At 74.8% G+C, this 26,770-nt stretch carries 26 protein-coding genes; 12 read left to right on the top strand and 14 right to left on the bottom strand.

What is annotated here, in order from left to right; translation table 11 throughout:
• Position 1 precedes the first annotated feature (1 nt).
• The 3 genes from CRP29_RS05445 to CRP29_RS05435 all read right to left on the bottom strand — a co-directional run bounded on the left by CRP29_RS05445 (position 2) and on the right by CRP29_RS05435 (position 2,627).
• Positions 2–1,084, bottom strand: a complete 1,083-nt coding sequence (locus CRP29_RS05445) for an FUSC family protein (protein ID WP_097193943.1) — start codon at positions 1,082–1,084, stop codon at positions 2–4.
• 84 nt (positions 1,085–1,168) lie between these two features.
• The gene (locus tag CRP29_RS05440) at positions 1,169–1,921 is read right to left on the bottom strand and encodes a MerR family transcriptional regulator (protein ID WP_097193942.1); all 753 of its coding nucleotides are present in this window, start codon (positions 1,919–1,921) and stop codon (positions 1,169–1,171) included.
• 109 nt (positions 1,922–2,030) lie between these two features.
• The gene (locus CRP29_RS05435) at positions 2,031–2,627 is read right to left on the bottom strand and encodes a TMEM165/GDT1 family protein (RefSeq protein ID WP_176522833.1); all 597 of its coding nucleotides are present in this window, start codon (positions 2,625–2,627) and stop codon (positions 2,031–2,033) included.
• A 277-nt stretch (positions 2,628–2,904) separates the two neighbouring features.
• Between CRP29_RS05435 and CRP29_RS05430 the strand changes: the two genes are divergently transcribed.
• Positions 2,905–4,044 (top strand): MFS transporter, encoded by a 1,140-nt coding sequence (locus tag CRP29_RS05430; RefSeq protein ID WP_245852474.1) that lies wholly within the window; start codon positions 2,905–2,907, stop codon positions 4,042–4,044.
• Here CRP29_RS05430 and yczE read toward each other — a convergent pair.
• The 3 genes from yczE to CRP29_RS05415 form a co-directional block, all read right to left on the bottom strand.
• The gene (gene yczE, locus CRP29_RS05425) at positions 4,041–4,646 is read right to left on the bottom strand and encodes a membrane protein YczE (protein WP_217991450.1); all 606 of its coding nucleotides are present in this window, start codon (positions 4,644–4,646) and stop codon (positions 4,041–4,043) included. The two genes, CRP29_RS05430 and yczE, sit on opposite strands and share 4 nt — an antisense overlap.
• Before the next feature lie 21 nt (positions 4,647–4,667).
• Positions 4,668–7,346 (bottom strand): diguanylate cyclase domain-containing protein, encoded by a 2,679-nt coding sequence (locus CRP29_RS05420; protein ID WP_245852472.1) that lies wholly within the window; start codon positions 7,344–7,346, stop codon positions 4,668–4,670.
• A 128-nt stretch (positions 7,347–7,474) separates the two neighbouring features.
• On the bottom strand, positions 7,475–9,166 hold the full coding sequence (locus tag CRP29_RS05415; RefSeq protein ID WP_245852470.1) for a GGDEF domain-containing protein: 1,692 nt from the start codon (positions 9,164–9,166) through the stop codon (positions 7,475–7,477).
• A gap of 115 nt (positions 9,167–9,281) precedes the next feature.
• On the opposite strand from CRP29_RS05415, the gene pheA reads away from it, so the two are divergent.
• Together pheA and CRP29_RS05405 are read left to right on the top strand one after the other, a co-directional pair.
• A complete protein-coding gene (gene pheA, locus CRP29_RS05410) occupies positions 9,282–10,229 on the top strand; it encodes a prephenate dehydratase (RefSeq protein WP_245852468.1) in 948 nt (315 codons plus the stop codon).
• 39 nt (positions 10,230–10,268) lie between these two features.
• The gene (locus tag CRP29_RS05405; protein ID WP_097193939.1) at positions 10,269–10,613 is read left to right on the top strand and encodes a hypothetical protein; all 345 of its coding nucleotides are present in this window, start codon (positions 10,269–10,271) and stop codon (positions 10,611–10,613) included.
• A gap of 1 nt (position 10,614) precedes the next feature.
• On the opposite strand, the gene CRP29_RS05400 is transcribed toward CRP29_RS05405, so the two are convergent.
• Entirely contained in the window at positions 10,615–12,747 is a 2,133-nt protein-coding gene (locus CRP29_RS05400; RefSeq protein WP_097193938.1) for an MMPL family transporter, read from the bottom strand.
• Between the two features lie 76 nt (positions 12,748–12,823).
• Here CRP29_RS05400 and CRP29_RS05395 point away from each other — a divergent pair, with 76 nt between their 5' ends.
• Complete coding sequence (locus CRP29_RS05395) at positions 12,824–13,303, top strand: MarR family winged helix-turn-helix transcriptional regulator (RefSeq protein ID WP_097193937.1); 480 nt, start codon at positions 12,824–12,826, stop codon at positions 13,301–13,303.
• 69 nt (positions 13,304–13,372) lie between these two features.
• Here CRP29_RS05395 and CRP29_RS05390 read toward each other — a convergent pair whose 3' ends face one another.
• The 4 genes from CRP29_RS05390 to CRP29_RS05375 form a co-directional block, all read right to left on the bottom strand.
• Complete coding sequence (locus tag CRP29_RS05390; RefSeq protein ID WP_245852466.1) at positions 13,373–13,708, bottom strand: GroES family chaperonin; 336 nt, start codon at positions 13,706–13,708, stop codon at positions 13,373–13,375.
• Positions 13,709–13,772: 64 nt separating this feature from the next.
• A complete protein-coding gene (locus tag CRP29_RS05385) occupies positions 13,773–14,204 on the bottom strand; it encodes a rhodanese-like domain-containing protein (RefSeq protein ID WP_097193936.1) in 432 nt (143 codons plus the stop codon).
• Positions 14,205–14,227: 23 nt separating this feature from the next.
• Positions 14,228–14,575 carry a metallopeptidase family protein gene (locus CRP29_RS05380; RefSeq protein ID WP_091990200.1) on the bottom strand — a complete coding sequence of 116 codons (348 nt, stop codon included), beginning with the start codon at positions 14,573–14,575 and terminating at the stop codon, positions 14,228–14,230.
• Positions 14,572–15,999: a GuaB1 family IMP dehydrogenase-related protein gene (locus CRP29_RS05375; RefSeq protein ID WP_097193935.1), complete on the bottom strand. Its 1,428-nt coding sequence runs from the start codon at positions 15,997–15,999 to the stop codon at positions 14,572–14,574. The genes CRP29_RS05380 and CRP29_RS05375 overlap by 4 nt, the downstream gene beginning before the upstream one ends.
• Positions 16,000–16,172: 173 nt before the next feature.
• Between CRP29_RS05375 and serS the strand changes: the two genes are divergently transcribed.
• From serS to CRP29_RS05355, 4 genes are all read left to right on the top strand, one after another.
• Positions 16,173–17,468 (top strand): serine--tRNA ligase, encoded by a 1,296-nt coding sequence (gene serS / locus CRP29_RS05370; RefSeq protein WP_097193934.1) that lies wholly within the window; start codon positions 16,173–16,175, stop codon positions 17,466–17,468.
• Positions 17,465–18,376 carry an HAD family hydrolase gene (locus tag CRP29_RS05365; protein WP_097193933.1) on the top strand — a complete coding sequence of 304 codons (912 nt, stop codon included), beginning with the start codon at positions 17,465–17,467 and terminating at the stop codon, positions 18,374–18,376. Before serS ends, CRP29_RS05365 begins: the two co-directional genes overlap by 4 nt.
• On the top strand, positions 18,369–19,172 hold the full coding sequence (locus CRP29_RS05360) for an HAD family hydrolase (RefSeq protein WP_097193932.1): 804 nt from the start codon (positions 18,369–18,371) through the stop codon (positions 19,170–19,172). Before CRP29_RS05365 ends, CRP29_RS05360 begins: the two co-directional genes overlap by 8 nt.
• A 149-nt stretch (positions 19,173–19,321) precedes the next feature.
• A complete protein-coding gene (locus CRP29_RS05355) occupies positions 19,322–20,908 on the top strand; it encodes a methyl-accepting chemotaxis protein (protein WP_245852463.1) in 1,587 nt (528 codons plus the stop codon).
• Between the two features lie 109 nt (positions 20,909–21,017).
• Here CRP29_RS05355 and CRP29_RS05350 read toward each other — a convergent pair whose 3' ends face one another.
• Both CRP29_RS05350 and CRP29_RS05345 read right to left on the bottom strand, forming a co-directional pair.
• Positions 21,018–22,025 (bottom strand): type IV toxin-antitoxin system AbiEi family antitoxin domain-containing protein, encoded by a 1,008-nt coding sequence (locus tag CRP29_RS05350; protein WP_097193931.1) that lies wholly within the window; start codon positions 22,023–22,025, stop codon positions 21,018–21,020.
• A gap of 154 nt (positions 22,026–22,179) precedes the next feature.
• Entirely contained in the window at positions 22,180–22,734 is a 555-nt protein-coding gene (locus tag CRP29_RS05345; RefSeq protein WP_097193930.1) for a bacterial proteasome activator family protein, read from the bottom strand.
• 43 nt (positions 22,735–22,777) lie between these two features.
• On the opposite strand from CRP29_RS05345, the gene CRP29_RS05340 reads away from it, so the two are divergent.
• The 4 genes from CRP29_RS05340 to CRP29_RS05325 all read left to right on the top strand — a co-directional run bounded on the left by CRP29_RS05340 (position 22,778) and on the right by CRP29_RS05325 (position 25,770).
• Positions 22,778–24,010 carry a cysteine desulfurase-like protein gene (locus CRP29_RS05340; protein WP_097193929.1) on the top strand — a complete coding sequence of 411 codons (1,233 nt, stop codon included), beginning with the start codon at positions 22,778–22,780 and terminating at the stop codon, positions 24,008–24,010.
• A 98-nt stretch (positions 24,011–24,108) separates the two neighbouring features.
• Positions 24,109–24,612, top strand: a complete 504-nt coding sequence (locus CRP29_RS05335) for a COG4315 family predicted lipoprotein (RefSeq protein WP_097193928.1) — start codon at positions 24,109–24,111, stop codon at positions 24,610–24,612.
• A gap of 4 nt (positions 24,613–24,616) precedes the next feature.
• Entirely contained in the window at positions 24,617–25,135 is a 519-nt protein-coding gene (locus tag CRP29_RS05330; RefSeq protein ID WP_097193927.1) for a sigma-70 family RNA polymerase sigma factor, read from the top strand.
• Positions 25,132–25,770, top strand: coding sequence for an anti-sigma factor family protein (locus CRP29_RS05325; protein WP_176522832.1), 639 nt, complete (start codon positions 25,132–25,134; stop codon positions 25,768–25,770). Before CRP29_RS05330 ends, CRP29_RS05325 begins: the two co-directional genes overlap by 4 nt.
• Positions 25,771–25,775: 5 nt before the next feature.
• On the opposite strand, the gene CRP29_RS05320 is transcribed toward CRP29_RS05325, so the two are convergent.
• Positions 25,776–26,768 (bottom strand): NAD(P)H-quinone oxidoreductase, encoded by a 993-nt coding sequence (locus CRP29_RS05320; RefSeq protein ID WP_097193925.1) that lies wholly within the window; start codon positions 26,766–26,768, stop codon positions 25,776–25,778.
• Positions 26,769–26,770 lie beyond the last annotated feature (2 nt).

The following is a 26,770-nucleotide window of genomic DNA, read 5'->3' as shown; positions in this document are numbered from 1 at the left end:
GTCAGGCGGGGACGACCGGGCGGGGCTCCTCCGCGTGCAGCGCGGCCAGGCTGCGCCGCACACCGACGGCGACCGCGCCGAGGGCGAAGAAGCCCTCGTCGTCGTCCACCGTCGACTCGCGCAGCAGGGTGACCAGCCGGTGCAGCGCGACGCCCGCACGGGCGATCTGCTCGTCGCGCTCGTCCGGAGTGGACCCGTCGGTCGTGTGGTACGGCGTGCAGACGACGCCGGCCAGGCTGTCGAGGGTGTCGGCGAGCACCCAGCCGGTGCCGGCGTCGACCTGGTCGATGCCGCGCCGGTGCGGGTGGAACTCGACGACCAGCGAGGTGAGGTCGTCGACCAGGACGGCGACGCGGTCCACGGCGCGGGCCTCCTCGCGGATCTCCGTGGCGCGGCCCTGCCAGCGCCGGGCCCGCGGGTTGGCCCGGCGGGCGCGCTCGACGCGGGTCGCGGCGAACCGCATCCGGTCCAGCGCGCGGTCCAGCCGGCGGTTGCGGTCGGTCCACTCGGAGGTGTCGGGCACCCGGCCGTCGCGCAGCGTGGCCGCGATGTCGGTGAGGTGCTGCGCGAGGATGCCGCGGGTCCGCGCGATCTGCTCGACCGCGTGGGTCAGCTGCAGCGGCGGGAAGAGCACGGTGGTGACCAGCACCCCGATGGCGGCACCCAGCAGGGTCAGGCCGGCGTAGCGGAGCACGTAGGTGTCGGGGTCGTCCAGCCCGACGGTGAGCATGAGGACGGCGGCGAAGCTGACCCAGCTGGCCTGCTCCCGCCACAGCCGCAGCTGCTCCACCAGCACCGCCAGCGCGACGATCGCGGCGACCGTCAGCGCGTTCGGCACCGCGTGGGTGAGCTCGTAGAGCCCGACCGCCAGGCCGAAGCCGGTGAGGATGGCCGCGACGCTGCGCCAGGCGGCCGAGGCGGAGTCGGCGATCGTGGGGCTGACCGCGATCACCGCACCGAGCGGTGCGTAGTAGGCGTAGTCGGACAGGATCGGCGGCAGGAGCAGCGCCACCTGCCAGGCGAGCCCGGCCGCCAGCGCCGCCCGGATCATCCGCTGCACCCACGGCTGCTGAAGCCGTGCCATCACCCAACCCACCCGCACAAGGATGCGGGTCCGCGGGGGTGGTCCGCCGACCGCTCGTGGTGACGTCGGTCTCCCCGGCGGGGATCAGCCCTGGCGCACCGCGTTGGCTTGGACGGCGGTGCTCACGTACCGCGCCAGCCCCGGCGCGCGGCCGTCGTGGTGCGCCGCGAACCGCTCGTCCTCGACGTACATCCGGCCCAGCGCCGCGTGCATCTCCGGCGGGCAGTCGTAGTAGGTGCCGGTGATCTGCTGCCGGTGCTCCTCGGCCAGGTCCATCGCCTGCGGGGAGTCGGCCGGGACGCCGGCGGCCAGGGCGGCGGCGAACCGCGCCTCGAGGTCCTCGGCCGCGGCCTTGATCCGCAGCCAGTCCTCCTTCGCGTAGGCCGCCGTCCGCCGCTTCGACTGCGCGTAGGCGTCGGTGTCGCCCCACCGCTGCGATACCTCCGCGTCGTACTGCGCCGGGTCCTGCTCGCCGAACACCTCGAACCGCTCCTCCGGGGTCAGGGAGATCCCCATCGCACGTGCCTCCAGTTCCTTCTCGACGGCCGCGACCATCGCCGACGTCCGGTCCCGCCGGTCGAGCAGCAGCCGGTGCTGGCGGCGCAGGTGCTCGGTGGGATCGGCGGACGGGTCGTCCAGCAGGGTCGCGACCTCCTCGAGGGAGAACCCGAGCGCGCGGTACAGCAGCACCGAGTGCAGCCGGTCCAGGTCGGCCGGCGCGTACTGCCGGTATCCCGCCGATGTGCGCCCGGACGGCGACAGCAGCCCGATCCGGTCGTAGTGGTGCAGCGCGCGCACCGTGACGCCGGCCAGCGCCGCGACCTCGCCCACGTTCATCGGGTCCTCCCTTCCTCTGCTGGAGGAGAGACAACTGCCTGACGTCGCGTCAGGGTCAAGCGGGCCGGCGCGACTTCCTGCCCGCCCGCAGCGATTCCACCGTCCCTGCTCAGGTGAGCGTGCGGATCGTCTCCACGACGGCGACCGCCGCGAAGACCAGGAACAGCCCGGCCGCGACCCGCCGGATGAGCGCGATCGGCAGCCGGTCGGCGAGGTTCTTGCCCAGGAACACGGCCAGCGCCGAGACCACGAGCAGCGCCGCCCACGCCCCGACGAACACCGACAGCGGCTCGTCGTACCGGGCGGCCAGCCCGGCCGTGGCCAGCTGGGACAGGTCGCCCCACTCGGCGGCGAACAGCACGCCGAAGGAGATGGCGGCGACCCGCAGGAAGGACCGGCCCTCCTTGCCCTCGCCCGCGTCGTCGGCGTCCTCCGCACCGCTGTTCGCGCTGCGCCAGAGGATGACCGCCCCGACGAGGAACAGCAGCGCGACGACGCCGCTGACCAGGGCCTCGGGCAGCAGCGACAGCAGCGAGCCCGCCGTGACCGCGATGGCCACCTGCAGCCCGAACGCCGCACCGACGCCGACGAACACCGGCACCGGGGGGAAGCGGGTGGCGAGCACCAGGCTGGCGAACAGCGTCTTGTCCGGCAGCTCCACGGGGAGCACCAGCACGAACGCGGCCAGGACGACCGACAGGACCACGAGGTTCCTACTTCCGCGAGGCGCCGCCAGGCGGGGGCAGGGCAGCCTCCGACCGGCAGCACGGGATGGCTGCGATCGAAGGTCTCGCCCATCCGCGCCGGGGCGCGGACCCGCTGACCGGGCGGCCCGCGAGCGGGCGCGCCAGCATGTCGACCAGCGGACGGGGGGCTACTCCCCTTCGCCGGGAAGAGTAGCCGGTGCTGTGCGGAAACCGGCTGCGACGGTCGGACGACGGCGCTAGCGTGCCGTCATGCGCCGACATTGACCCGCCTCGACCGTGCCGCCACCGCCAGCCCGATCCCTCGCCCGGCTCGCGGTGGGCTGGGCCGCGCTCTCCGAGCTGGTGCCCCTCTACCCGCTGTACGCGCTGCTGTTCCTCGAGACCGGCCTGACGACGGCGGGCGTCTCCGGGCTGTTCGCCGTCTGGTCGGTCACCGCGTTGCTCGCCGAGGTGCCGGCCGGTGCGCTCGCCGACCGGGGGTCGCGCCGCGGCGTCCTGGTCTGCGGCGGCGTGCTGCAGGCGGCGGCCTTCGCCCTCTGGACCGTCGCGCCCGGGACAGCGGGGTTCGCGGCCGGCTTCGTCCTCTGGGGTGTGGCCGGCTCGCTCTACTCCGGCACCGCCGAGGCGCTGGTCTTCGACGGCCTCCGCGACGTCGGCGCGGAGGAGGCGTTCGCCCGGGTCAACGGCCGGATGACGGCCGCGGAGCTGCTGGTCCAGGTGCCCACCGCCGCCGCGGCGACCGGGCTGCACGCGATCGGTGGGTTCGAGCTCGTCGGCTGGGTGAGCGCGGCGACCTGCCTGGCCGCCGCGGCGCTCGCGTTGCGCTTCCCGGAGCCGCCGCGCGAGCGGACCGGCGCCCTGCTGACCACGCTGCGGGCCGGCGCGCGGCAGGTGGTGCGGCACCCGCCGCTGCGGATCGCCGTCGTCGCGGTGGCGCTGGTCGGCGGGCTGGACGCCATGGAGGAGTACTTCCCGGTGCTCGCCGCCGACCGGGGCGTGCCGACGGGGGCGGTGCCGTTCGCCGTCCTCGTCATCGCGCTGGCCGGCGCGGCCGGTGCCGAGCTCGGCGGCCGCGCGGCGGGCCTCCGCGACGGCCTGCTGCCCGCAGCGCTGGCGACGGCGGGGCTGCTGCTGGGCGCGGGAGCGGTGCTGCCCGCGCCCGCGGCGCTGACCGCGCTGGCTCTCGCCTACGGGCTGTACCTGGCGGTGCTGGTCGCCGCGGAGGCCCGGCTGCAGGAACGGATCGAGGGGCCCTACCGCGCGACGGTCAGCTCGGTCGCCGGGCTCGGCGTCGAGCTCGCCGGGCTGCTGGTGTTCGCCGCCTGGGCGCTCGGCGGCCCGGTGGCGACCGCGGTGCTGGTGCTCGCCGTCGTCCCGGTGGTGGTGCGGGGGCTGCGGCCGCCGGTGCTCGACTAGCGCGCGTCGACGGTCAGCCGGGGGAGCAGCGGCTGCACCAGGGGCCCGATGGCCAGCGCGTAGACCACCGTGACGACGCCGACCGTGCCCCCGAGCAGCCAGCCCGAGACGACGACGAGGACCTCGATCGTGGTGCGCACCGGCCCGACCTTCCGCCCCGTCCGTCGCACCAGCCCGGTCATGAGCCCGTCCCGCGGCCCCGGGCCGAGCCGCACGCCCACGTAGGCGGCGGTGGCGACGGCGTTGCAGGCGATGCCGCCGGCGGCCAGCGCGATCCGGACCGCCAGGGACGACGGCGGATCGACGACCGCCAGCACCGCGTCGGCCACCAGACCGACCACGATCACGTTGCTGACGGTGCCGAGGCCCGGGCGCTCGCGCAGCGGGATCCAGGCCAGCAGCACGAGCACACCGACGACGATGATCACCGTGCCCAGCGACCAGCCGAGCTGGCGGGCCAGCCCCTGGTGCAGCACGTCCCACGGCATGACGCCCAGATCGGCGAGCACCAGGGCGGCGATCGAGACGCCGTAGAGCGCCAGGCCGAGGAAGAGCTGGACGACCCGCCGCGGGAGCCGCCGCCCCACCATCGAGTTGATCAACTGGGGATGCAGGGTGGCGGGTCAGCGGGCGGCGCGGCGCGCGACACGAGCGGCGAAGACGCCGGCCGACCAGCCGTTGTCCACGCCGGTCACCGCGACGCCCGGGGCGGCGGCGGTCAGCATGGTCATCAGCGCGCCCAGGCCGCCGAGGCCGACGGGCTGACCGGCCGACGTCGGCACCGCGACCACGGGGACGTCGGTGAGCGCGCCCAGCGTCGCGACCAGCGCGGCGTCCATGCCGGCCACCACGACCAGGCAGTCGGCGTCGGGCAGCCGCCCTGGCTCGGTGAGCAGCGCACGGATCCGGCTGCCAGCGACGTCGTCGTGCCGCACGGCCGCGCTGCCCGAGACGCGGGCCACGAAGGCGACCTCGGCGGCGATCGGGGTGTCGGCGCCCCCGGCGGACAGCACGGCGACCCGGCCGACCTGCTCGGGCAGCGGGCCGACGGCGGCGGCCATCGCGGCGGCGTCCATGGTCGTGTACGCGTCGTGCTCCGAGGCGAGCGCGACCAGCGTCTCCGCGCCGGCCCGCAGCACGAGCGCCGGACGGTCGGGGTGCTCGCGGCGCGCCTCGCGCACCAGTGCCAGCACCTGCTCGGTGGTGCGCCCGGTCGCCCAGACGACCTCCGGCTCGGGCACTCGGGGCGTGGCCGGCGGGGTGCTCGCGGGCTCGCGGTCGTCCTGGGTGGCAGGGGCGCTGGGCAGCAGGCCGAGCAGCGGCTCATCCGGCCGGTCCACGCCGAGCGGCGGGTCGGCGGGTTCCGGGACCACCAGCAGCGGCGCGAAGCCGTCGTCGGAGGTCGAGAGGTCCTTGACCACTGCGACGTCCTCGACGGTCTCGACCGCGGGGAGGTCCGCGGCCGTCAGGACCTGCTCGGCCGGCCGCTCCGCCGGGGCGGGGCCGCCGAACAGCACGTCCAGCGGGCTGCCGCCGGCCCGCTTCTGGGTGACCCCGGAGAGGCGCACGACGCGGTCCCGACCGCTGCGCTTGGCGTCGTAGAGCACGCCGTCGGCGGCGGCGAACAGGGTGCGCCGGTCGTCGCCGCGGGCGGCCGAGGCGATGCCGACGCTGATCGTCACCGGCGTGCTCAGCCCGAGCGAGGCCCAGTCGTAGCCGGCGACCTTGCGGCGGGTGCGCTCCAGCGCCCGCTCGGCCTGCTCGGCGGTGGTGTCGGGCAGCAGGACGACGAACTCGTCGCCGGCCCAGCGGCAGACCTCGTCGGTGTCGCGGACGCCCGCGATGAGCAGCTCCGACACCGCGCGCAGCACGGCGTCGCCGCCGGGGTGGCCGATCGCGTCGTTGATCGACTTGAACCGGTCGACGTCGACGACGGCCAGCGCGGGGATCCCACCGCCGGCGAGCAGGCCGTCCAGCCGCGCCTCGGCGTAGCGCCGGTTGGGCAGGTGGGTGAGCGGGTCCTCGTAGGCCTGGCGGCGCAGCTGCCCGGCGGCCCGCTCGGTCTCCAGCAGGCTCTTGCGCCGGCCGAACAGCTCCACCCAGCGGGTGCGCCGCTCGTCCACCCGGTCCAGCTCGTCGGCGAGGTAGGCCTGCAGGTAGGGCAGCGCGCGGCCGGCGTCGTCCAGCTCGGCGTGCAGCGTGCACAGCTCGCGCAGGGCGGCGCGGCGCAGCCGGGGGAGGCCGTGCTCGGTGGCCAGCTGGAGGGTCGAGACCAGGTGCTCGTCGGCGCCGGCGGGGTCGCCCTGCCGGCGCAGCGTCCGGCCCAGCGCCAGCTGGGCGGAGGCGCGCTGGGCGCGGTCGTCGGCGGCCGAGGTGATGCGGACGGCGGAGCGCAGCGGCCCGGTCGCGGCGGCGTGCTCGCCCAGACCGACGAGCGCCCAGCCGTGCACGATCTGCGCCGCGACGACGCCGGGCGCCTCCGGGGGAAGCAGCTGGAGGGCCTCCTCGGCCAGCGTGCGGGCCTCGGCGAAGTGCGGGTTCGCCGACTCCGGCAGCCCGTCGTCCAGCAGCCCCTCGCCGAGCTCGGCGCACAGCTCGCCGAGCCGGGTGGCCGCCCCCGCGACGAGCTCGTCCGGATCGCCGTCGCCCGGCTCCAGGAGTGCGGGGTCGGCCGCCGCCCAGCGCGCCGCCTCGTGCGCCCGGCGCTGGAAGTCCAGCGCCAGCGGCATCAGCTCCAGGTCGGCGAGGACGCCGGCCAGCGTGCCGAGGGTGTCCACCAGCAGCCGGCTCGGCGGTAGGCCGGGGTCGAGCAGGCTGGCCGCCTCGACCGCCTCGTCCATGGCGGCGTCGATCCGGCGGGAGAGCAGTTCGATCCGTGCGTGCCGGGCCAGACCGGCGGCGCGCTGCAGGGCGTCGTCGGTCGCGTCGAAGGCCGCCTTGGCCGACCGGACCAGCGCGATCGCCAGCGCCGCCCGGGAGGCGGACTCCGAGCGCGGGTCGGCGCTCTCGCCGTCCCCGTCGATCAGCTCGGCCACCCCGGCGTGCAGGTCGAGGGCGGGCTCGCGCTCGGACTCGGGGCCGCCGGTGGTCACCGGCTCGCCGACGAGCGTGAACCCGGCGACCCGCAGCCGGCGGACCAGGAGTTCGGCCCGCAGGGTGTCGGCCCAGGCGCGTCGGAGGTCGGAGCCGCCGGCCGTGACCGGGTCGGGCTCGGCCGCCTGGTACGGCGAGGGCTCGGAGTCGACGCCGGCGAGCAACTGCTCGGCGTCGTCCAGCTGCCAGTTCGCCAGAGCGGCCGTCACCCGCTGATGCAGGGCTCCGGGTGGCACGAGCGCACTGTGCACCGGAGTTCCGTCACTGTCGAGCACGTCGTCGCGAACGCGCCGTCCTCCGCCCGTCGCGTCCCACCTGTCCCATCCCGCCGCCGTCGTCACGCTCCGGTCCGCCCGTCGGCCGGGCCGCCGCCGGGAGCGCGCACCCGGTTGCGCCCGCTGCGCTTGGCGGAGAACAGCAGCAGGTCGGCGGTGTCGAACAGTGCCCGCCAGCCCACCACCGGCTCGGGCTGGTCCTCGCCCACCTGGGGCGCGGTCGCGACGCCGACGCTCACCGTGACCGGCTCGGTCAGCCGCAGGTCGCCCCAGTCGGCGGCGGCCACGGCGGCGCGCAGCCGCTCCATGACGACGACGGCCTGCGCCTCGGTCGCCGTCGGCAGCAGCACCAGGAACTCGTCGCCGGCCCAGCGGAACACCTCGTCCCCGGTGCGGCTGTGCTCGCGCAGCAGGTCGGCCACCCGGCGGAGCACGACGTCGCCCTGCGTGTGCGAGGCGCCGTCGTTGACCGCCTTGAACCGGTCGACGTCGACCACCGCCAGCGACAGCGGCTCCTCACCGAACCGCAGGCCGGCGAGCCGGCGCTCGGCGGAGCGCCGGTTGCCCAGGCCGGTCAGCGGGTCCTCGAGGGCATGCCGGCGCAGCACCGCCGCCTGCCGCTCGGCCTCGCGCAGCCGGCTCCGGCGGACGAACATCTCCGCCCACAGCTCGCGGCCGCGGGCGTGCGCGCGGCCGGTGTCGGCGCGGTAGGCCTCCAGCCAGTGCAGCGCCTCGGCCGGGCGGCCCAGGTCGGCGGTGTTCTGCCCGAGCTCGAGCAGGCACTGCCGGTAGCGGCGGCGGTCGCCGGACGCGGCGAAGGCGCCCGAGGCGTCGACGAGCAGCCCCACGGCCTCCTCGCCGCGGATCAGGTCGCCGTCGCGCGCGGCGAGGCGGGCCAGCAGCCGGGCGAGCACGAGGTCGGTGTAGCCGCGCAGCCACACCCCGCCGTCGGCCTGCACGTGCCGGTGCACGCGGCGCAGCGGGCCGAGCGCGCCGTCGAGGTCGTCGGTGCACGTCATGGCCCACGCCTGGACGACGTCGAGCAGGTCGGCCTCGGCCGGCTCGGGCTCCCGGTCGAGCCCGCGGGCGGCGGTGGCGCAGCCGATCGCTTCCTCGGCGAGCTCGGCGGCGCGCTGCTCGTCGCCGCGGCGGTGCAGCGTCTGGGCCAGCTCCACGTGCTGCTGGGCGCTGAGCAGCAGCGTCCGCCACTGGTCGTCGACGTCGGGGAGCTGGGCGGCCACCCGGTGCGCCCGGCCGGCGTGCGCGACGGCGAGCTCCTCGAGGTCGAGGCCGGCGAGGGTGAGCGACAGCCAGCGGTGCGCCTGCAGCAGCGCGCGGGAGGGCTCCTGCGCGGAGGGCTCCTCGGTCTGCAGGCTGGCGTCGACGGCCATGAGCATCGCGGCGTCGACGTGGTCGGCGGTGACCTCGAGGTGGGCCAGGTAGGCCAGGGTGAGCGCGGTCCACACCGAGGGCAGGCAGCCGTGCAGCGCCTCCCGGGCGGCGGTGATCGCCTCGGTGGCCGCGTCGGCGTCGCCGTCGGCCAGGCCGCGGCGGGCCGCCAGCGCGGAGCGCCACGCCACCCAGTACGGATCGGCGCTGGACGAGAACACGTCGTCCACGTCGTCGACGAGGTCGCCGAAGGCGGCGTCGTCCCGCTCGCCGGTGGCCAGGAGGCGCCACAGGGCGGCGTGCAGCCGATCGAGCTCGGACGGCGACGGCGTCGGGGAGGCAGCGGCTGCCGAGGCGGGGGGCACGCCACCTCCAGTCGCGGGTCGTCGTCCGGTTCGTGGGAGCCGGAGTTCCCGATCAGCGAGGCAGCTTCCCCCGGGTCACGCGTTCGTCGTGACCCGCCCGCACTACCCTCGTCGGATGCCCGGGATGCAACCCAGCACGTCTCCCACGCGGTTCGCCTATCTCGGGCCCGAGGGTACCTTCGCCGAGGCAGCGCTCAGCAGTGCCGTTGACACCGGCGGGGGAACGCGAACCCCCCGCCCGAGTGTCCCGGCGACGCTGGCCGCCGTCCGTTCGGGGGACGCCGACGCCGGGCTGGTCCCGCTGGAGAACTCGGTGGAGGGCTCCGTGCCCGCCACCATGGACGGCCTGGCCGACGGCGATCCGCTGATCATCACCCGCGAGGTGTTCCTCCCGGTCGCCTTCACCCTCGCCGTCCGGCCCGGGACGACGCTGGACGCGGTGCGCTCGGTGGCCAGCCATCCGCACGCGCTGGCGCAGACCGGCCGGTGGCTCGAGACGAACCTGCCCGGCATCACGCCGCTCCCGGCCAGCTCGACCGCCGCGGCGGCCGCCGCCGTGGCCGCGGGCGAGCACGACGCGGCCGTCTGCGCGGCGATCGCGGCGGAGCGCTACGGGCTGGAGGCGCTGGCCGACGACATCGCCGACCACGCCGGCGCCGTCACCCGCTTCGTGCTGGTCAGCCGGCCCGGCCCGCTGCCGGCGCCGACCGGCAACGACAAGACCTCGCTGGTCGCCGTCGTCGGGGACCGCACCGGGGCGCTGCTGGACCTGCTGCGGGAGTTCGCCGCCCGCGGCATCTCGCTCACCCGCATCGAGTCCCGGCCCACCCGCCAGCGGCTCGGCGTCTACTCGTTCTCGCTGGACTGCGAGGGGCACATCGCCGACCGCCGGGTGGGCGAGGCGCTGGCCGCGCTGCACCGGGTGTGCGAGGACGTCCGGTTCCTCGGCTCCTATCCCCGCGCCGACGGGCGGCAGAACTGCCCCGTGCCGGCCGAGTCCGCCGACGACGCCTTCGCCGAGGCGGGCGACTGGCTGGACCGGGTGCGCTCCGGCGCGGTCTGACCCCGGGGGCGCGCCGCGCCGCTACGCTCCGCCGCCGTGATGCCCGCGACGCCGCTGGTCCGGCGCCCCGACGAGCCCGGTACCCGGCGCGCCACCGCGATCGAGCTGGGGATCCTGCAGGGCGGCTACCTGCTGTTCCTGCTGCCGTGGTTCTTCCTGGCCATCGGCGGGACGATGAGCCTGGCGAACTGGGACTCGGTCGCCGCCGCGTTCGTGATCCTGGCCTGGTGGGTCTACCCGGTGGTCGCCCTCGCGACGACGGTCGCCGCGTGGGTGCTGTTCGCCAACCGGCTGCTCGGCGCCGCCCGCTGGGTCAACCGCGTCCCGCTGGCGTGGGTGCTGGTCGGGGTCGCACTGGTCGGCTGGATCGCCGTCGCCGGTTGAGCTAGACGCGTTCGAGCTCGCGGTCGTCGGCCTCGGGGGCGGTCGGGCCCTTCGCCAGTGCGCTGGGCCACCAGACCTTGTCGCCGATCAGGTGGACCGCCGCCGGCACCAGCAGCGTGCGGACGACGAAGGTGTCCAGCAGGACGCCGAAGCCGACCAGGAACCCGAGCTGGATGAGGATGACCAGCGGCAGCACCGTGAGCGCGCCGAAGGTGGCGGCGAGCACCAGACCGGCGCTCGTGATCACCCCGCCGGTCACCGTCAGCGCCCGCAGGATTCCGTCCCGGGTGCCGTGCCGCATCGACTCCTCCCGTGCCCGGGTCATCAGGAAGATGTTGTAGTCGATCCCCAGCGCCACCAGGAACACGAAGCCGATCAGCAGCACCTGCGGATCGCTGTCCGGGAACGAGAACAGGTGGTCGAAGGCGAGCGCCGCGACGCCGACCGTCGCCGCCGTGCTGAGCGCGACGGTGCCGACCAGCAGCAGGGGCGCCACGACCGCGCGCAGCAGCAGTGCCAGCACGACGGTGATCACCAGCAGCACCAGCGGGACGATGACCAGCAGGTCGCGGGCCGCGGTCTCCTGGGTGTCGAGGTCCTGCGCGGAGCTGCCGCCGACCAGGGCGTCGGGGTCGACGTCGCTCACCGCCGTCCGGAGGTCGGAGACGGTGCTCTGCGCGGCCTCGCTGTCCGGGGCGTCGTCGAGGGTGGCCTCGAGGCGGACCAGGCCGTCGACCTCGAGCGGCTCGGCGTCGCCGGCTCCGGGCGGACCGGCCTGCCGGCCGGTGAACGGCTCGACCCCGGCGACGCCGTCGGTCCCGGCCGCGGCGTCCGCGACCTCCTGCCAGCCGTCGGCCGGCGTGATGATGACGGCGGGGCTGGCGGCGCCGGCTTCGTAGTGCCGGGCGATGGCCTCCTGGCCCGCTCCGGACTCGGAGCCCCCGCGCACGCCCTCGGACAGCGGGATGCCGTCGGAGTCGAAGGTGGGCAGGAACAGCGCGAGGACGACGAGCGCGCCGACGCTGCCGAGCAGGTACCGGGTCGGACGGCGGCCGACCGAGGTGGAGATCCGCTCCCAGCCCTTTCCGTGGGCGTGCTCCTCGCCGTACTTCGGGCGGAACGGCCAGAACGCGGCCCGGCCGAACAGCACGAGCACCGCGGGCAGGAAGGTGAGCGCGGCGAGCATGGCGAAGGCGATGCAGACCGCGGAGATCGGGCCCAGGCCGCGGTTGGAGCCCAGATCGGAGAAGAGCAGGCAGAGGACGCCGAGGATGACCGTGCCGCCCGAGGCCAGGATCGGCTCCCACGACTGCTTCAGCGCCACCCGCATCGCGGTGTACTTGGACTCCTCCTGGCGGAGCTCCTCGCGGTACCGGGCGACCAGCAGCAGGCCGTAGTCGGTCGCCGCACCGACGACGAGGATCGAGGCGATGCCCTGGCTCTGGCCGTTGACGTCGATCCAGCCCTGCTTCGCGAGGAAGTAGGCGACCGCGAGGGAGACGACCAGCGCCATGCCGGCGGTGCCGATGACCAGGAAGGGCAGCAGCGGGCTGCGGTAGACGACCAGCAGGATCAGCAGGACGACGCCGAACGCCGCGAGCAGCAGCAGCCCGTCGATGCCGGAGAAGCCTTCGGCGAAGTCGGCGAAGATCGCGCCGGGACCGGTGACGAAGGCGGTCGTGCCGTCGATGCCGTCCAGCCCTCGCAGTTCCCCGACGATCTCGGGGAGGGCGTCCCCCAGGTCGGGGTCGAACGGGAGCACCGCCTGCACGGCCTCGCCGTCCTCGGACGGGATCACGGGTGAGGCCTCGCCCTCCAGCGCGCCGGCGTCCTCGGCGATCGCGATCGCCTGGTCCAGCCGGTCCTGCGCTTCGGCCTGCACCGCGGGGTCGAGGGCGCCGTCCTCGCTCTCCCACAGCAGGATCACCGGCAGGGTGCGCTCGCTCTGGAACTCGCGGCTCAGCTCGGTGACCTGGGTGGACTCCGCGCTGTCGGGCAGGAAGGCGGCGGAGTCGTTCTCCGAGACCTCGGCCAGCTTGCCGCCGAACGAGCCCAGGGGGCCGGCCAGGACCAGCCAGGCGACGGCGACGAGCGCCGGGATCAGCCAGCGGAGGAGACGGGTGCGGCGCTGCATGATGTCCTTCGTCGGTCGATAATCTCGATCATCGAGAGATTACGTCGGCGGGTTGGGGCGCGCGAACGGAGGTGGCATGTCCGAGGACACCGCTCGCGCGCGCCAGGAACTGGCGTTGCTCCTTCGCCGGCTGAACGTCGAATTGGATGCAGTCGGGCAGCGATTCGCCCAGCTGCACGGGCTGAACCGCACCGACGTCCGTGCCCTGGTCGCGATCATGGACGCCGCCCGGCGGGGTGAGGCGCTCACCGCCGGCCGGCTCGGCGAGGCCGTCGAGCTGCGCTCGGCGTCGGTGACGGCGCTGGTCGACCGGCTGGAGAAGGTCGGTCACCTGCGCCGGTCGCGCGACGACGCCGACCGCCGCCGGGTGGTGCTCGAGATGTCGGACTCCGCGATGGCCGCCGGGGCGGACCACTTCGGCGGGCTCGCGCAGGACATGACGGCCGCGATGGACGCCTACACGCCCGCGGAGCTCGCCGTCGTCCACCGCTGGCTGGAGGACATGACCGCGGTGATCACCCGCCACGCCCGCGCCGAGCCGCCCGCGGCGCCCTAGGCATGGGAAGCGATGCACCCGTTGTGGGCCCGAGAACGGGTGTATTGCTTCCCATGCCTGCGAGGGGTGTCAGAGGTAGAGGCCGGTCGATTCCTCGATGCGCTCGGCGGCGACGGCGTGCACGTCGCGCTCGCGCAGGATGATCAGGTCCTCGCCGTGCACCTCGACCTCGTGCTGGTCCTCGGGCGAGAAGAGCACCTGGTCGCCGACCTTCACCTGGCGCACGCTCGGGCCCACGCCCTTGGCCTCGCCCCACATCAGCCGCTTGGCCACCTGGGCGGTCGCGGGGATGAGGATGCCGCCGCTGGACCGCCGGTCGCCGTCCTCCTTGCGGAGCGCGACCAGGATGCGGTCGTGCAGCATCTTGATCGGCAGCTTGCCGGCGGCGGCGATGTTGTCGGGCACGTCCCGGAACGCTACCGGCCGCACCTGACCGGACTTTCTGCACCGAAAGTCCGCACAGGGAGGGTCAGCCCGGCGGCAGCAGGGGGCGTCCCTCCGCCGACCAGGCCTGCATCCCGCCCCTGAGGTCCACGATGTCGGCGTAGCCGAGCTCGGTCAGCGTGGCCACGGCGTCGGCGCTCATGCTGCCGGAGCGGCAGTACACGGCCAGCGGCGTACCGCGGTCCGCCGGCAGCGCCGCCTTCTGCTGCTCGATCCGGTCGAAGGGGATGGCGGCGTCCGTGCCCTCGATCGAGCCCTCGTCGGGCACGTGCACGTTGATGACGAAGGCCTCCTCGCCCGCGACGACATCGGCGAACGCGGTCGGCTCCAGCAGTTCGGCAGACGCGGACGGCGGGGCGGCCTCGGTGCGCCCCGTCCCGCTGCCCGCGCAGCCGGTGGTCAGCAGCGCCGTCGCGAACAGGGCCAGGCTCACACGTCGCGTCGTCGGCAGGGGCACCTGTCGAGCGTAAGCCGCCGCCGTCAGCCCCAGCCGAGCTCGTGCAGCCGCTCCTCCTCGATGCCGAAGTGGTGCGCGATCTCGTGGACGACGGTGATCGTGACCTCCTCGACGATCTCCTCGGCCGTCTCGCAGATGTCGCAGATCGCCTCGCGGTAGATCATGATCCGGTCCGGCAGCGCCCCGCCGTACTCCCAGCCCCGCTCGGTGAGCGCGAACCCCTCGTAGATGCCGAGCAGGTCCGGTTCCTCGGGGTTCCGGTCCTCGACCAGGACGACGACGTTGTCCATCAGCGCCAGCAGGTCGGGCGGCACCTCGTCGAGCGCGTCGGCGACCAGCGCCTCGAAGACCGGGAGCGGGAGCGGCTTCACCAGCTGGTCGGCAGGGGGCGGCCCTCCTCGAAGCCGGCCGAGCTCTGCACCCCCAGCACCGCGCGCTCGTGCAGCTCGTCCACCGTGCGGGCGCCCGCGTAGGTGCACGAGGACCGCACGCCCGCGACGATCTGGTCGATCAGGTCCTCGACGCCGGGGCTCTGCGGGTCCAGGTACATCCGGGACGACGAGATGCCCTCCTCGAACAGGCCGGCCCGCGCCCGCTCGAACCCCGATGCGCCGGCCGTCCGTGCCTTGACCGCGCGCGCGGACGCCATGCCGAACGACTCCTTGTAGAGCCGGCCCGAGCCGTCGTCGTGGATGTCGCCGGCGGACTCGTAGGTGCCGGCGAACCAGGAGCCGACCATAACGTTCGCCGCGCCGGCAGCCAGGGCGAGGGCGATGTCGCGCGGGTGCCGGACACCGCCGTCGGCCCACACGTGCCTGCCCAGGGTGCGCGCCTCCGTGGCGCACTCCTCGACGGCGGAGAACTGCGGGCGGCCGACGCCGGTCATCATCCGGGTGGTGCACATGGCGCCCGGGCCCACGCCGACCTTGACGACGTCGGCACCGGCCTCGATCAGGTCGCGGGTGCCCTGCGCCGTCACCACGTTGCCGGCGACGACCGGTACGGAGCCCGCCACCGAGCGCACCGCGCGCAGCGCCTCGATCGCCTTCTCCTGGTGCCCGTGCGCGGTGTCGACCACCAGGACGTCCACGCCGGCAGCGAGCAGGGCCGACGTCTTGCCGGCGACGTCGCCGTTGATGCCCACGGCTGCGGAGGTGAGCAGGTGCCCGTCCGCGTTCACCGCCGGCGTGTAGATCGCCGAGCGCAGCGCGCCCTTCTTGGTGACGACGCCGACCAGCCGGTCGCCCTCGACCACGGGCGCCGCGCTGATCCGCTCGCCGGAGAGGACGTCGAAGATCTTGGGCAGGTCGGTGCCGGCCGGGATGGTGAGCGGCTCGCGGGTCATCACCTCGGACAGCTGGGTGAACCGGTCCACGTCCTGGCACTGCCCGTCGGTGACGACGCCGACCGGCGAGCCGTCCTCGACCACGACGACGATCCCGTGCGCGCGCTTGGTGAGCAGCGACAGCGCCTCGCCCACCGTGGAGTGCGGGGAGAGCGTGATCGGGGTGTCGTAGATCGGGTGCCGCTGCTTGACCCAGGAGACGACCGCGGCGACGACGTCGACCGGGATGTCCTGCGGCAGCACCGCGAGGCCGCCGCGGCGGGCCGTGGTCTCGGCCATGCGCCGGCCGGAGATCGCCGTCATGTTGGCGACGACGACGGGGATGGTCGTCCCCACGCGGTCGGGCGTGGTCAGGTCGACCTCGAGCCGGGAGCCGACCGTCGAGTGGTTGGGCACCATGAACACGTCGGCGTAGGTGAGGTCGTGGTCGGGCCGCTGCAGGAAGCGCATTGCTGCATTGTCGTCCTCCGGACGACACCGCGGCCACGCACCGCCCCCAGCGGCGACGAGCGAGTCCGGCCCACGCCGCCGGGAGCCCTCCGGGCCCCGCGCCGACGCGGGCCCTCGCAGGCGGCTCCCGCGGACGCGGCCGTCGCAGGGGCGGCTCACCTAATGTTGTCCCCGTGATCGACCTGCGGCTCGTGCGTGAGAACCCCGACCTCGTCCGTGCCAGCCAGCGCGCCCGGGGTGACGACGAGTCCCTGGTCGACACGCTGCTGGCCGCCGACGCCACCCGCCGCGAGGGGGTCAAGCGGGTCGACGACCTGCGCGGCGAGCAGAAGGCCGCCTCCCAGGCGGTCAAGAAGGCCACCCCCGAGGAGCGGCCCGCCGTCCTGGACCGGGCCAAGGCGCTGGCCGCCGAGGTCAAGGCGGCGGAGGAGGGCCAGCGGGAGGCCGACGCCGCCCTGCGCGCCGCCCACCTGGCGATCGCCAACGTCGTCCACGAGGACGTCCCGCCCGGCGGTGAGGACGACGCCGTCACCCTGCGCACCGTCGGCGAGGTGCCGGCCTACGACTTCCCGGTGCGCGACCACCTGGAGATCGGCGAGGCCCTGGGCGCCATCGACATGGAGCGCGGCGCCAAGGTCTCCGGCTCGCGCTTCTACTTCCTCACCGGACCCGGCGCGCTGCTGGAGTTCGCGCTCGCGCAGCTGGCCATCAGCCGCGCCGTCGCCGCCGGGTTCACCCCCGTCATCGCCCCCGCGCTGGTCAAGCCCACGGCCATGGAGGGCACCGGCTTCCTCGGCGAGCACGACGAGGAGGTGTACCGGATCGAGCGCGACGACCTCTACCTCGTGGGCACCTCCGAGGTGGCGATCGCCGGCATGCACGCCGACGAGGTGCTCGACCTCTCCGCGGGCCCGAAGCGCTACGCCGGCTGGTCGTCCTGCTTCCGCCGCGAGGCCGGCTCCTACGGCAAGGACACCCGCGGCCTGATCCGCGTGCACTGGTTCGACAAGGTCGAGATGTTCAGCTTCTGTGCACCCGAGGACGCCGCTGCCGAGCACCTGCGTCTGCTGCAGTGGGAGGAGGAGTTCCTCCAGGCGCTGGAGCTGCCCTACCGGGTGGTCGACATCGCCGCCGGTGACCTGGGCACCAGTGCCGCGCGCAAGTACGACATCGAGGCGTGGTTCCCGACCCAGGGCACCTACCGGGAGCTCACCAGCACCTCGGACTGCACCACCTTCCAGGCTCGGAGGCTCGGCATCCGCTACCGCGACGCGGACGGGAAGAACCAGACGGCGGCCACGCTCAACGGCACCCTCTGCGCGATCGCCCGGACCATCGCCTGCCTGCTCGAGGTGCACCAGCGCGCCGACGGCTCGGTGCACGTGCCCGTCGCGCTGCGCCCGTGGCTGGGCGGGGTGGAGGCGCTGACGCCGGGCATGACGCTCGCGGCCCCGGTGCCGACCGCATGACCGGCAGCCCCCCGCGCGCCATCCGGGCCCACGGGGTCCTGGACGGCGCCGACCGCGTGGTCGACCTCGGCGACCTGGGTCCGTGGCGGCCCAAGCTCGTCGCCAGCGACCTCGACGGCACCCTCCTGGACGCCGACGGCCTGGTCGGTGCGCGCACCCGGGCGGCGCTGGAGGCGTGCTGGGACGCCGGCATCCCCGTCGTCGGCGTCACCGGCCGCGGGCCCCGCCTGCTGGACAGCGTGCGCGCGGCCCTCGGCGGCCGCGGGCTGGCCGTGCTGTCGCAGGGCGGGTTCGTCGTCGACCTGGAGCGCGACGAGGTGCTGCGCACCGTGGCTCTGCCGCGGGAGCAGGCGGCCCGCGTCGTCGAGGCCATCGAGCGGGTGGTCGGCGACGTCGTGCTCGCCGTCGAGGACGCCGCCGAGCAGGGCGAGGTCCGCACCCGGCTGCGCGTGCAGCACGGCTTCGACTGGCCCTACCCCGAACCCTCGCACCTGCTGGCGCGGCACGAGGTGCTGCCGGCCGGCGCCGTCCTGAAGGTCTTCCTGCGCTCGGCGACCCTCGACCAGGACGAGCTGCTGGCGCTGGCCCGCACCGTCGTCGACCCCGCCGACGCGGAGCTGACGCACGCGGGCCTGGGCTTCATCGAGGTGCTGCCGCCGGGCATCACCAAGGCCAGCGGGCTGCAGCTGGCACTGGACCGGTACGGCGTCGGCTTCGGCGACGTCCTCGTGTTCGGGGACATGCCCAACGACCTGCCGATGCTGGGGGCGGTGCAGGACGCCGGCGGGCGCGCGGTCGCCGTCGCCAACGCGCACCCCGCCGTCCGGGCCCTGACGCCGGAGGTCACCAGCGGGCACCAGGCCGAGGGCGTGGCCCGCTACCTCGAGGCGGTGCTGCGCGATGTCTGACTGGCGACCGCGGCTGATCGCCAGCGACATGGACGGCACGCTGCTGCGCTCCGACGACAGCGTCAGTGACGCAACGGTCGCGGAGCTGGACCGATGGCGCGCCGAGGGTGTGCCGTTCGTCCTCGCGACCGGCCGCCCGCCGCGCTGGATGCACAACGTGCGCACGGTGCTGGGCAACGGGACGGCGGTCTGCTGCAACGGCGCCGTGCTGCTCGACCTCGAGCCGATGGAGATCATCGACGAGGCACCGCTGGAGCCCGACGCGCTGCAGGCGATCACCGCCGCGCTGCGCGAGCACCAGCCGACCACCTGGTTCGCCGTCGAGTACGGCTGGCAGTTCCGCCACGAGCCGGTCTACCGCCCCCGCTGGGACGTGAACGTGCCGGGTGTCGCCGTCGCCACGCTGGAGGAGATGACGGCAGCGCCGGCCGCCAAGCTGCTGGCCCGCCACGGGTCGATGGACCCCGACGCGTTCGTCGAGCTCATCGAGGCGGTCGTCGGCGACCGGGCCACGGTGACGCACTCGTCCACCGACGCCCTGGCCGAGATCTCCGCGCCCGGCGTCACCAAGGCCACCGGGATCGGGCGGGTCGCGGACCTGCACGGCGTCGGCCCGGAGGACGTCGTCGTCTTCGGGGACATGCCCAACGACATCGCCGCGTTCGAGTGGGTGCGCGACGGCGGCGGCCGGGCGGTGGCGATGGCGCACGCCCACCCGGACCTGCTCGCCGTCGCCACCGACGTCACCGTCGGCAACGACGAGGACGGCGTGGCGGCGTTCCTCGCCTCCCTCTGACCACTCTGCTCAACTTCCGCGCCCGGCGGCCGATAGGCAGTGCGTCGGGTTTCGACGTCCAGTCGTACAGGAAGCGGGCAGGGATGATGCAGGGAGACGACCACGCGGTCGGGACGGACGGGAACTCGTCCGAGGAGTCGGCCGAGCGCGTGCGCAGCACCCGGTTCGGCCTGCGGAGCCGGATGCTGGGCTCGATCCTCGTCGTCGCCCTGACCACCGTCGGCGTGGGCGCCTTCGGCATCAACCGGATGGGCGAGCTCAGCGACAAGGCCGAGCAGGTGTACGAGCGCGGCGCCGTCCCGCTCGACGGCCTGCGCCGCCTGGAGGCCGACTGGTGGCAGCTGTCCGCCAACGTGGCCCGGTCGAACGTCGCCGTCCTGCCCCCGTCGACGATCGCCAAGGCCAAGGAGGGTGCTGCGGAGTACATGCAGATCCTCGCCGACCGGACCGCCGCCGTCGGCGCGATGCCGCTCCCGGCCGAGGCGCGTGCCGCGTTCACCGAGTTCGCCACCGCCGTCGACACCTACCTGCCGGCGCTCGCCGAGCTCTCGACGCCCGGGTTCATCGCGAGCAACCCGCCGCGGGCGATCGAGCTCCTCGGGATCATGGGTGAGCAGGAGATCGTCATCAAGGAGTCGATCACCACCGCCACCGCGGCCGCGTCGGAGGCATCCGCGGCCACGGCCGCCGGAGCCGCTGACGCCTACGCCTCGGCGCGCAACCTCACCGTCGGCATCATGCTCGCGGGCCTGCTGATCAGCGTGGTCCTGGCCACCATCGTCTCCCGCGGGGTCACCCGCCCGGTGCAGCGGATCCGCGAGATCCTGGGCCAGGTGGCCGCCGGTGACCTGACCGTGCGCGCCGGCCGCACCGGTGGTGCCGAGCTCGGCGAGATGGCCGAGTCGCTCGACGAGACCCTCGACGCGATCTCGCACGTCCTGCTGCTGGTGAACGACTCCTCCACCCGCCTCGCCGCGGCCTCCACCCAGCTCAACGCGGCGTCCGAGGGCATCTCGGCCAACGCCCGCCTCGCCGCCGGTCAGGCCGACGACGTCGTCGCCTCCGCCGGTGCGGTCGCGGCCAGCGTCGACACGGTGGCCACCGGCTCCTCGCAGATGGAGTCGGCGATCCGGGAGATCGCGCACAACGCCACCGAGGCCGCCCGTGTCGCCGGTCAGGCCGTGGCGGTCGCGGAGAACACGACCCGCACGGTCGGCAAGCTCGGCGACTCCTCCCAGGAGATCGCCACCGTGATCAAGCTGATCAACGGCATCGCGGAGCAGACCAACCTGCTGGCGCTCAACGCCACCATCGAGGCCGCCCGCGCCGGTGAGGCCGGCAAGGGCTTCGCCGTCGTCGCCAGCGAGGTCAAGGAGCTCGCGCAGGAGACCGCGCGGGCGACCGAGGACATCTCGCAGCGGGTCGAGGCCATCCAGGCCGACACGGCGGGTGCGGTCGAGGCGATCAGCCAGATCTCCTCGGTCATCGGCGAGATCAACGACTTCCAGGCGACGATCGCCGCGGCCGTCGAGGAGCAGACCGCCACGACCAACGAGATGAACCGGAACGTGGCCGAGGCCGCCAGCGGCACGCAGGGCATCGCCGCCGCGATCTCCGGCCTCGCCGCCGGCACGCAGGAGACCAACCAGCGCGTCGACGACGCCCAGGCCGCCTCGGCGGACCTCGCCCGCATGAGCGGCGAGCTGCAGGAGGCCGTCGCCCGCTTCAAGGTCTGACCCGCAGCTGGGATCAGGTGACCTGATCGTCGAGCGTCCTCCCTCACGGTGCACGGTGAGGGAGGACGCTCTGCGTTGAGTGAGGACGTCCCGGCAGGGGACGGCGCGGTCAGGCGGCCGCGTCCCCGAGTTCGGCGCCGGGCTCCGGACGTCGGACGACGCGGAAGCGGCGTGGGCCCGTCATCGGCCGGCTGCTGAGCTCGCGCAGCCGGCGGATCGGACGTTCCAGGCGCGGGAGATCGGCCTGGACGATGCGGACCACGGGCACGTCGAGATCCCGGATGAGGTCTTCCCTCCGTTTCTCCTCCCAGGCGACCTGGGCCGGCGTCCGGCCATCGCGAGGGTCGGCGTACTTGATCCAGCCGTCGAACTCGACGGCGGCGCAGATGTCCTCGAGCCAGCCGTCCACCCGCGCCACGAACCCGGCGGGGCCGTGCAGCTCGACCTGCGTCTCGAACTGACGGAATCCCGCGTCGAGCAGAACCAGCCGACCGCGGGTCTCCAGCGGCGATTCCGCGCGTCCGTCCGCCAGGTCGACGGCGCGTGCCGCTGAACCGATGCCGAGCCAGTGGCTCTGCCGCAGGACCATGGCCGTGAGGTCGCGTCGCATCACGAGCTCGCCGTGGAGGGCGGCGTCCAGCGCGACGACGGCGTCGACGAGGGCCCATTCCCGAGCGCAGTCGACCAGGGTCCGGGACACGGAGGTCACGGGGAGGGCGCCGTCCTGGACGACCTCGTCCGGCGACAGCGCGGCCGCGGCGATCCGGTAGCCGCGGCCGTTCCGCCACTGGTCGCTGTGCGTCATCCGCACGTCGGCGCCGGTCCCGCGCGGCAGGATCAGTCCGTGGTAACGCGCCGCGGAGGAATGGCTGAGGACCGGCCCGGGCCCGAGCGCCGCGAGGGCGGCGAGGGAGTGCAGCAGGTGGCGCGCCCGCTCGTCGGCGGCTGCGGCGGCCCACGTCCCGGCGGAGACGTAGACCCCGCGTCGCAGCCGGCGCCACGATCGGGTGCCGACGGCGACGCGGATCTCGTCCGGGCGGTATCCGGCAGCACGAGCGTCGGCGACGGTGAAGACGCCACCGCGGAGCTCTGCGGCTGCCGCCAGATGGGGATGCATGGGCCCACGATCGAACCGCGGGGCGGGACGAGGGAACGGCTCGAGGAGATCTGTGGAAAACCTCGTCCACCCTCAGCGCCGAGCGTCCTCCCTCACGGTGCGCGGTGAGGGAGGACGCTCGGGGATCAGGTCACCTGATCCCAGCGTGGGAGCGCTAGAGGTACTGGCCGCCGCCGGTGCGGTGGTCAGGCTGCGCGACGGCGCCCGGACCGGCGGGCAGCGCCTTGCGCCGGATCTCCTCGAGCTGGGCGCGGGCGGCCATCTGCTGGGCGAACAGCGCCGTCTGGATGCCGTGGAAGACGCCCTCCAGCCAGCCGACCAGCTGGGCCTGGGCGATCCGCAGCTCGGCGTCGGTGGGCGTCACGTCCTCGCTGAACGGCAGCGTGATCCGCTCGAGTTCCTCGCGCAGCTCCGGGGCCAGCCCCTGCTCGAGCTCGCGGATGGACGACGCGTGGATGTCGCGGAGCCGGTTGCGGCTGGCCTCGTCCAGGGGTGCTGCGCGCACCTCCTCGAGCAGCTGCTTGATCATCGTGCCGATCCGCATGACCTTCGCGGGCTGCTCGACCATCTCGTTGACCTGCATCGCGCCGCCGTCGTCCTCGTCGGCCCCCTGGGGCAGGCCCATCGGCAGGACGCCCACGGGCTGACCGTCGGGCCCCACGACGACGACCTGCTGCTGGCGCTCGCTGCCGGTGCCGGGTGCAGTCATGGCTCCATCCTGCCCCCCGGCCGTGCAACTAGGGTGCGCAGGCATGGAGGCCCGGCTCGACGTCGCTCGGGTCCGCGGTCTCTTCCCGGCGCTCGCCGACGGCTACGTGCACGTCGACGGCCCCGGCGGCGCGCTGCTGCCCGAGGACGTCGCCCGGGCGGTCGGGCACGCGCTGCGCATGCCGGTCGCCGAGCGGGGCGGGGTGTTCGCCGCCTCGGCGCGGGCGGAGGGCCTGGTCACCGGTGCCCGCACGGCGGTGGCCGACCTCGCGGGTGGCGTCCCGGGCGGCGTCGTCCTGGGCGCCAGCATGACCGCGGTGACGTACACGCTCGCCCGGGCGATCGCGAAGACCTGGCGGGCCGGGGACGAGATCGTCGTGAGCCGCCTCGACCACGACGCCAACATCCGGCCGTGGGTGCAGCTGGCCGAGGAGCGCGGCGTCGTCGTCCGCTGGGCGGAGGTGGACATCGAGACCGGCGAGCTGCCCGCCTGGCAGTACGACGACCTGGTCAACCGCCGCACCCGTCTGGTGGCGCTCACCGCGGCCAGCAGCGCGATCGGCACCTGCCCCGAGGTCGCGGAGATCTCCCACCGCGCCCACGCGGTCGGGGCGATGGTCTACGTCGACGCGTCCCATGCCGCCCCGCACATGTACCTGGACCGCACCGCGCTGGGCGCGGACTTCGTCGCGCTGTCGGCGTCGAAGTGGGGCGGTCCGCACGTCGGTGCGGTCGCCGCCGACCCGCAGCTGCTGGCGCACCTGCACCCGGACAAGCTCCTGCCGATGTCGGACAAGGTGCCCGACCGCTTCGAGGCCGGCGCCGCGCCGTACGAGCTCTACGCCGGCGTCTCCGCGGCGGTCGACCACCTGGCCGCCCTGGCCGGCGAGGCGACGGGGTCGCGCCGCGACCGGCTGCGCGCCTCCCTGGCCGCCGTCGCCCGCTACGAGGGCGAGCTGTTCGGCTGGCTGGACGACGCCCTGCGGGCGATGCGGCACGTGCACGTGCTCGGGCACCCCGCGCGGACGACGCCGACGCTGGCGTTCCGGGTGGAGGGCATGCGCCCCCGCCAGGTCGCCGCCGAGCTGAACCGGCAGGGCATCTGCGTCTGGGACGGCGACGCCTACGCCCGCGAGCTGTTCGACGCCCTCGGGGTGACCGAGAGCGGCGGCGCCGTCCGCCTCGGGCTGATGCACTACAACACCCCCGACGAGGTCGGTCAGGTCATCGACGCCGTCGCCGCGCTGCGCCCGCGCCCGGCGCCCCGCCCGCGCTAGCGGCCACCTCGCCGGGCGGTGAACCGGATGCCTCCGGCCGCCGTGTCCTCTGTGTCGGGTGCCGGTCAGGATCCGCGCCCCGGGCGAGAGGCGCCGCCATGAGGACGACGAGATGGGCCACCGCGCTGGCCCTGGGCGTGGTCGGGCTGGCCGGCTGCGGGTCGGACTCCGACGGGTCGCCGGCCGCCGGATCGTCCGCCGGGGAGAGCCCCGGCGCCGTCCTCGCGACCGCCGACAGCCCGCTCGGAGAGATCGTCGTCGACGGGTCCGGGCTCACGGTGTGCGTGTTCGACGAGGACACCGCGGGATCGGGGAAGAGCGCGTGCAGCGGCGGGTGCCTGCGGATCTGGCCGGCGGTCGTCGCGGACTCCGACACCCCCGCCGTGGACGGCGTCGACGGCCAGGTGGGCACCATCACCCGGGACGACGGCACCCGGCAGATCACCCTCGAGGGGCTGCCCCTGTACACCTACGCGGCCGACTCCCAGGCTGGGGACGTGACGGGTCAGGGCGTGCAGGGCGTGTGGTGGGTCGTGGCGCCGGACGGCGGGAAGATCAGCGCCGCCGGGTCGTCGGCGCCGCCCCCGATGCCGGGGTACTGAGGCAGTGCGGTCCCGGGCGGCGCGCGAGGAGGGCCTGCGGGCGCTCTTCGACGCGCACGCCCGGGCCCTGCTGGCCTACGCCCTCCGGCTGACCGACGGCGACCGCGGCCGGGCGGAGGACATCGTCCAGGAGACGCTGCTGCGGGCCTGGCGGAACCTCGACCGGCTCGACTCGGACACCCGGCCGGTGCGCCCCTGGCTGTTCACCGTGGCCCAGCACCTCGCGGTCGACGCACGGCGGGCCCGGCGTGCGCGCCCGCCCGAGGCCGGTGACGCGGTGCTCGAGTCGGTCCCCGGGCTCGACGAGGTGGACGGCGCGCTGGACCGGATCCTGGTGACCGACGCCCTCCGGTCGCTGTCGGCCGAGCACCGCGAGGCGATCGTCGAGACGTACTACCGCGGGCGGACCGTGGCCGAGGCCGCCGCCGTGCTCGGCATCCCGCCCGGCACGGTGAAGTCCCGCTGCTACTACGCACTGCGGGCGCTGAAGCTCGCCCTGGCCGAACGGGGGGTGTCGACGTGACCTGTCCGGAGGCCGTCGACGGGCTGGGCGCCTACGTGCTCGGGGCGCTCGACCCCGACGAGCGCGCCGCCGTGGAGGCGCACCTGCGCACGTGCCCGTCGTGCGCCGCCCAGCTGGCCGAGTTCAGCCCGCTGCCGGCGCTGCTGGACCGGGTGCGGCGCGAGGATCTGGGCCCCGACGACCTCCGCCCGGCCGAGGTGGCGCCGACCGCGGCCCTGTTCGACCGGCTCTCCGCCGCCGCCGGACCGGCGCCCCGGATCCGGGCGCGCACCTGGGCGCTGGTCGCGGCGGTGGTGGTGGCCGTGCTCGGCATCGGGATCGGGGTGGTGGCCCGCGGCGGCGACGGGGAGCAGACCGTGACCGCCGCGGCCGGGGCGGTGCGTGCCACGGTCATCGCGAGCACCGTCGACGACGGCAGCGCGCTGGAGATCAGCGTCGCCGGCATGCGTCCCGGGGAGGAGTGCCGCGTGGTCGCCGTCGACGCCGACGGGAACCGGTACGCGGCGGGCGCGTGGTCGACCTCGCCCGCGGGCGACGGCGCCTGGCGGGGGTGGGCCGCCGTCGATCGCGGCGAGCTGGCCGAGGTGGTCCTGACGGGCGAGGGCGGTCGGGAGCTGGTGCGGATGACCTTCTGAGCGGGTCAGTCCGCCGGGAGCAGCAGCACCTTGCCGACGTGCTCGCTGGCCTCCACCGCCCGGTGCGCCTCCGCGGCGCGGGACATCGGCAGCCGCCGGTCGACGATCGGCCGGATGGTGCCGCGCTCCACGTCGGGCCACACGTCCCGGCGGACCGCCTCGATGATCTCGGCCTTGCCGCCGGGGCCCGTCGCCGGGCGGGACCGCAGCGCGGTGGCGTGCACCGCGGCGCGCTTGGCCAGCAGCTTGCCGAGGTTCAGCTCGGCCTTGGTGCCGCCCTGCATGCCGATGACGACCAGCCGCCCGCCGACGGCGAGGGCGTCGATGTTCCGGTCCAGGTACTTGGCGCCCATGTTGTCGAGGATGACGTCGACCCCGCGGCCGTCGGTCGCCTCGCGGACCTTCTCGACGAAGTCCTCGTCGCGGTAGTTGATCGTGACGTCGGCGCCCAGCTCGCGGCAGACGTCCAGCTTGGCCCGGGTGCCCGCGGTGGTGAAGACCCGGGCCCCGGCGCGGGCGGCCAGCTGGATCGCCATGGTGCCGATACCGCTGGAGCCGCCGTGCACCAGGAAGCTGTCGCCGCGACGCAGACCGGCCAGCATGAAGACGTTGGACCAGACGGTGCAGACGACCTCCGGCAGGGCGGCCGCCGTCGCCAGCTCCACGCCGGCGGGCCGGGGGAGCAGTTGCACGGCCGGGACGGCGACCCGCTCGGCGTAGCCGCCGCCGGAGAGCAGCGCGCACACCTCGTCGCCCACCGACCAGCCGGTCACGCCCTCGCCGACCTCGCTGATGACGCCGCTGCACTCCAGGCCGAGGATCTCGCTGGCGCCCTTCGGCGGCGGGTAGAAGCCCTGCCGCTGCATGAGGTCGGCCCGGTTCACCGCGGTGGCGGCGACGTCGACGATCACCTCGCCGGGGCCGCAGACCGGGTCGGGCACCTCCGACCAGCCGAGGACGTCGGGGCTCCCGGGTTCGCTGATCGTCACCGCACGCATGC

This window comes from Blastococcus aggregatus, from assembly GCF_900221005.1.
Classification (GTDB): Bacteria; Actinomycetota; Actinomycetes; order Mycobacteriales; family Geodermatophilaceae; genus Blastococcus; species Blastococcus aggregatus.
Note: the sequence above shows the minus strand (reverse complement) of the source record. Positions and strands in the feature narration are given on the sequence as shown.